This is a genomic window from Micromonospora deserti (assembly GCF_003236335.1).
Lineage (GTDB): Bacteria > Actinomycetota > Actinomycetes > Mycobacteriales > Micromonosporaceae > Micromonospora > Micromonospora deserti.
Genome location: NZ_POUB01000432.1, coordinates 1 through 3,146, shown reverse-complemented (window position 1 = coordinate 3,146; position 3,146 = coordinate 1). Strand labels below are relative to the sequence as shown.

Here is a 3,146-nt window from a genome sequence, read left to right as displayed (position 1 = left end):
GGGCATGGGTGCCGGCGTGGAGGGAGTCGGTTCCACTCGCGGCGGGCGGACGCCAGGGTCAGGCACGCCGGGCGATGGCGGCGTGCCTGGTGCGGTAGCGGGCGGGCCGGGGGCCGGGCCCGGCTCGGCGTGCGCCGGCCCGGCCCAGGTCAGGGCAAGGCCGGCGAGGATCACCACGCCGAGCAGCAGCAACGACACCGGTCGGACCGGGCGGCGGGATCGGATCGCGAGGGCAGTCATCAGGCCACCCACGCGCCGACGATGGTCACGAACAGCGGGGCGAGCAGCGCGAGGGCATAGCCGATCGCGGCGGACCGCAGCGCGAGCTTGGCCTTCTCGACCTCGCCCGGATCGCCGTTGGAAGCCAGGTAACGCAGGCCACCGACGGTCAGGAACAGCGTGGCGACGGCGACGAGGATGCCGACGAGCCAGGTGCGGATGTTGTTGGCGACCTGCTGGATCGACTCGGCGGCCAGCACCATCGCAGCGGGCTCGGACACCCACGCCACGGTCGGCACGGCAACGAGCGCTGCCGTCAGCGCGGCGGCGTTGAGGAGTAGTAGCAGCGCGGCGCGGACAGTCCGAGGACGGTATCGGAGCGGACGGCGGACGGAAGGGCGTCCGCACTTGCCGGCCCCGAGGCGGCGGTCCGCCGCCTCGGGGCGCGGGTAGGGGTGGTAATTCATGGGGTTGGGCACCTCCGGTGCGCACGCCGACGCAGCCCACAGCGGGGCGTGGGTGCGCGAGTGGGTGACGAAGGCGGGACCGGGCGGTGCGCTCGTGGGTGACCTGTCGTGCCGACCGGCGCGGCCGTCCTCCTCACCAGAAGCGGCGGGTGGGCCGGGGACCATGCGGGGTGTCAGCGCCGTCAGCGGTCCGGTCGAAACGGGGTCACCTGCGCGGAAGAGTCCCGCACTAGGGGATTACAAATCCGAGCCCCGGATTGGAAACCCGCAGCTCAGGCACGCTGCTTACGGACGCTTCTGGGCGGTTGGCGCGTCGAGGACCACCGTCGCCGTGGCCTCGTTGATCACCCCGGCGTACGGATCGGACAGCGCACCGGACTCGATCGCGGCCTTCAACCGGGCGACGGCAGCCGTGCGCCGCTTGTAGAGGTTCCAGCGAGGCTGGCCGGTGCGCTCGGCGTACGCGGTGAGGCTGACCTCTTCCAGGTACGTCGCGCCGATCAGCTCGGCCTCCTAAACGGTGATTGCCCCGGCGGTGACCGCGCGGGCGAGGATGAGATCCGGGTGGCCGTACGGGGCCGGTGGCACCACCGCGCACGGGGCGTGGTTCGGTACCCCGGACGAGGCGGGCTCCTGCTCGCGCAGCTCGGCGCGGGCCTTAGAGAACGCGGCGGACAGCAGGTTGCCGACCACGCCCGGCCTGGCCACGTCGACCGCGCCGAGAGCGCGGAGGAAGTGCTCGACGATGGCGGCCTGCACGTCGCCGGTGAACAACTTGGCCAACAGGTACGCCTTGAACCGCAAGCCCGGCAGCGCGACACCAACCGCACCGGCCCTCCACGCCGGGTCTCCCGTACGGGCGCGCTGCACGAGCAGCCGCCACGCCGCGTCCCGGGCGGCGTAGCCGCAGGACGGGTGCATCAGGATCGCCGACAGCTCGGGCAGGGCGATGGCCCGGCGGGGCAGGCCGTGACCGAGGCTGCGGCCGTCCACCGACAGCGGGCTCGGTCCCTGCCCCATCATCAGCCGGAACCGGTACTCGATGTCGTTGAGCAACGTCTCACCGCGCCGGGAGACAGCAGGTTCGGTAGCGGGGGTAGAACGGTCCATGGTGGTGCTCCCTCGTGATGACCGTGTGCCGTCCGGCGGGAGTGCCGGTCGGCGCTGTGCCACCACGCCACCAGGGCCTTTGGACAGATCATGAACACCGCTGATCTTGTTCAAGGTGTCTCGACAGGTGTTCATCCCGGCCGTCGCCGGTCCCCGTCAATGCGTCTCGACGTCAGTCGGCGGGCACCCCGAGCCGGGGGGTGCAACCCGTGGTCAGATTGTTCAAGGCCCTGCGCGCCGGCCGCAGCCGCGTAGCAACGGCACCCTTGAACACGCGCCGCCCACGAGGCGAAGCGGGACGGCCACGGGCGGCACTCGCCGGGGCGCGCTCACGCTCCATCGCGATCGTGTTCAAGGTCCCGAGGCGGGTAGCCGGCTCGTGTTCAAGCAGAAGACGATCTTGTTCAAGCCAGCACGGATCTTGTTCAACCAGTCACCGATCGCGTCGGCAATCCGAGCGGCCCGCGTGATGTCGACAGGCGGTGTATCAACGGCTCTGACCTGCGTGTTCAACCCGTTGAGGATCTTGTTCAACCGGGCGGCGTGGAGCGAAGTATCCGGCTCGGCAGCGGGCGCGGTTTCCAATCCGAGGCCCGGATTTGTAATCCCCTAGTGTCAGCGCCTGTCGGCGGACGTGGCCCACACGCCCATGCCGAAGCCCAGCTCCACCACCCCCAGTGACCAGCCTCAGCCGGCACCAGTCGGGCTGCTCCTGCCCCGCACCCGCGTCCCGCGCACGCCTCGAACGAGGGTGCCGCACTGGCACGGACTCTCCCCGGGCCACCTCGCCTACCTCATCCGCCGCTACACCGATTTCGGTGACGTGGTGCTCGACCTCGACGCGCACCCCGCCGCTGTCGCTGCGACCGCCTACCTGGACCGGGTACCGGCCCGACTGTTCAACAGTCGTCACGGTCTACACGTGCGGCTCCTAACGTCGGCCCCCGAACGCCGGACTCGCCACGCCATGCGACGTCCCGGCCCACGTGTCGACCTCATCCTGGCGACCCTGCCGCACGGCGCACAGGGCCTCCCCCGAGACGGCATCGCCACAGCAATGAGCACTTGGCGGCCTCTGCTACGCCCCGGCGGTTTCCTGCTGGTCGGACTCACCGCCTCGCAGCCTCAGTCGGGCGAGGTCAGCCACCGCGCCACGGTCATCGCCGCCGCCCGCGCCGCCGGGTTCTTCTACCACCAGCACATCCCCGCTGTCCTCGTCCCGCTGCCCGAGCACGAGCCACGCACCGCCCCGGAACACCCCGACGAGGCCAACGACGGGCGGCGTCTGCTCGCCGGCCGTCACCTTCCGACGTTCCGGGATCTGGTCGTGCTCAGGACCACCACCACCAC

Annotated in this window: 2 protein-coding genes and 2 pseudogenes; 1 reads left to right on the top strand and 3 read right to left on the bottom strand. The window is 71.0% G+C overall.

What is annotated here, in order from left to right; genetic code table 11:
- The 3 genes and pseudogenes from C1I99_RS34375 to C1I99_RS30685 form a co-directional block, all read right to left on the bottom strand.
- Positions 1-240 (bottom strand): annotated as a pseudogene (locus C1I99_RS34375) (hypothetical protein); the annotation flags it as partial.
- On the bottom strand, positions 240-686 hold the full coding sequence (locus C1I99_RS30690) for a pilin (protein ID WP_111137645.1): 447 nt from the start codon (positions 684-686) through the stop codon (positions 240-242). The pseudogene C1I99_RS34375 and the gene C1I99_RS30690, both read right to left, overlap by 1 nt.
- Positions 687-1,199: 513 nt before the next feature.
- Positions 1,200-1,796, bottom strand: coding sequence for a hypothetical protein (locus C1I99_RS30685; protein WP_233512810.1), 597 nt, complete (start codon positions 1,794-1,796; stop codon positions 1,200-1,202).
- A 1,057-nt stretch (positions 1,797-2,853) separates the two neighbouring features.
- Between C1I99_RS30685 and C1I99_RS35300 the strand changes: the two are divergent.
- A pseudogene (locus C1I99_RS35300) lies at positions 2,854-3,146 on the top strand (hypothetical protein); the annotation flags it as partial.

Bases quoted from the DNA above. Each gene is read 5' to 3' on its own strand.
- C1I99_RS30690 (WP_111137645.1), bottom strand. From the start codon at position 686: ATGAATTACCACCCCTACCCGCGCCCCGAGGCGGCGGACCGCCGCCTC.
- C1I99_RS30685 (WP_233512810.1), bottom strand. From the start codon at position 1,796: ATGGACCGTTCTACCCCCGCTACCGAACCTGCTGTCTCCCGGCGCGGT.